Annotated in this window: 2 protein-coding genes and 1 pseudogene; 1 reads left to right on the top strand and 2 read right to left on the bottom strand. The window is 45.0% G+C overall.

The window, feature by feature from the left end:
• Nucleotides 1–83: pseudogene (locus ACLD9W_RS12260) on the top strand (IS1595 family transposase); the annotation flags it as partial.
• 391 nt (nucleotides 84–474) lie between these two features.
• On the opposite strand, the gene ACLD9W_RS12255 reads toward ACLD9W_RS12260, so the two are convergent.
• Nucleotides 475–1,107, bottom strand: coding sequence for a GNAT family N-acetyltransferase (locus tag ACLD9W_RS12255; protein ID WP_410842272.1), 633 nt, complete (start codon nucleotides 1,105–1,107; stop codon nucleotides 475–477).
• A gap of 21 nt (nucleotides 1,108–1,128) precedes the next feature.
• Nucleotides 1,129–1,976 (bottom strand): IS630 family transposase gene (locus tag ACLD9W_RS12250; RefSeq protein WP_410842271.1). Its coding sequence is split into 2 segments (ribosomal slippage): nucleotides 1,129–1,661 and nucleotides 1,661–1,976, totalling 849 coding nucleotides; the frame shifts between segments, so codons are not numbered across the junction.
• Nucleotides 1,977–2,096: the final 120 nt, after the last annotated feature.

The raw sequence follows: 2,096 nt of genomic DNA, 5'->3' as shown, positions 1-2,096 counted from the left end.
AGTGCGAATGGCGTTTTAACAACAGTGAAATAAAAGTTCAAATTTCCATTTTGAAACAATTGGTAATAGATAATTTATCCTAGTTATCTAGGACAGCCCCAAAGTGTTTTGCAATTATTGCTGTTTTCATTATAAAGCATCGGGGTACAATAATGCTTTTTCAACGCAAATATAGTCGATTAAAATAAAAATGAGACAAGGCGGCGAGCCGCAAGGCGTACAGGTAGTACGTCAAGGCGAGCCAACGCCGTATCATTGCAATTTTAATCGACTATACCGTCGCATACGGGACGACAGAACGCAGAAAAGCCGCCCGTATCGGCGGCTTTCGTTATTCGTTTTGGGAATGCAGGGCATCCAGCCTTCGCGGCACGGGTGGTCTTTCTGCTCGGCATACGTCGTCCTCCTGTCAGATGTCATGGTATGCCCTCACACACAAAATTCCGGATAGGCTCTCTCAAAAATTACCAAATATCAAAGAGTACCAATATCGGCCAAGGGCTTCTCGAAAGTCCATGTTCTGACACCTTCAACATCACGAACATCCAGCTGCCGAAACCCGTTCTTTTTGTAAAAACGGCAGTTGCTTTCTGTATGGGTAATCAAGGTAATACGCTGACTTTTCTCCTCTTTGGCAAGTGCCTCAAGTCCCTCTGCTATAAAAAGACCGCCGACCCCCTTGCCCTGACAATCAGGCATCACGCCCAGCAGTTCAAGATAAAGGCTTCGAACGCCAATTCTCTTAGCTTCTTTACTACCTTCCCCGAAGACTTTTTGAAAGACTAGAAGCTGGCTGATATATTTCCACATCCTCCAAGCTCCTGCCCACAAAAATGAAAGCGTACTGACAGGATGGCAGCCAAGTTTATGAATGGTAGCGACTGCCAGAAGACGGCCGTCCTCTTCAGCGAGCAGGCAGATATGATGACGCATCGCTACCTTAACCATAACTGCATGCAGTTTATTTAGAAAGTCAACATAGGACTGGCTGCTGCCAAACAGAGGACGGAATTTTTTCCTATAAACCTCATGCCCGGCAAAAGCAGCAGTTAAAACCGAGGCTGCAGCGGCAAGATCTTTTTCATCCGCCTTTCTAAAATAAATCACGATGATTTACTCCATATATAGTCAATTAAAATCAAAGTAGGACAGTAGCGTATCGTCAAATCGGGCGTAATCAGACAATACGGTTCGCAGATACCGCTTAATATTCGCCCACACCTTCTCAATCGGGTTGAGCTCAGGTGAATAAGGTGCAAGAGGCAATACCTTATGTCCCAATTTTTCCGCCATTTCCCGTAAGACGCCCATACGGTGAAATCGTGCATTATCTAAAATAATCACCGATTTTTGAGTCAATGCGGGCAGTAGGCATTGCTGAAACCACGCTTCAAAAAAGACTCCGGTCATCGTATTTTGATAAACCATCGGAGCAATCGGCCGGTTGCCGACTTGTGCGGACACTGGAGATAAGCGTTGGTATCTTTTTCCACTTATCTGCGCTTTCACTATTTGCCCTTTCAGGCTGCGGGCATAGGGACGGAACAGGTAGCGGTCAAATCCTGTTTCATCCAAATAAACACGTTGGTAGTCGGAAAATCCGGCCAGCTGTGTCAAATAATGCGTTACTGTGGCCGGGTCTTGTTCTTTGTAAGTGGTGGTCTTTTTTTGCGCGTCATTCCCAGCTGTTTGAGTGCATAGCAAACGGTGGCTGCCGTACAATCAAAATGTTTGGCGATTTCATGCAGATAGGCATCCGGGTGTTGCCCAACATATTGAGCCGGTTTTTGCCTATCCAATTTAACGGCATTTAGACCGGTAACTTGATGTTTTAGGCTGCCTGTTTGTTTTTTAAGGCGAATCCACAGGTAAAGCGTGTTTCTTGACAAGTTAAACGTTGCTGCGGTTTGGCTGATGTTTTTGCATTGTTCGTAATAGTTTAAAGCTTTGTTTCTTAAGTCCTCAGAGTATGCCATGGTTAGACCTTCAAAGTTGGCGTAAGTAACAAATTTACTGCCCAAAACCCCCGCAAGCCTTATGCTACAAGACTTTAAGCGGAGTCAAAACCTTTGAACACAAAAAATGCCCTTTTTGCG

Source organism: Neisseria sp. WLZKY-1, from assembly GCF_046546535.1.
In the GTDB taxonomy this organism is placed as follows: Bacteria; Pseudomonadota; Gammaproteobacteria; order Burkholderiales; family Neisseriaceae; genus Neisseria.
The sequence above is the reverse complement of the archived record's forward strand: the minus strand, read 5'-3'. Positions and strand labels throughout refer to the sequence as shown.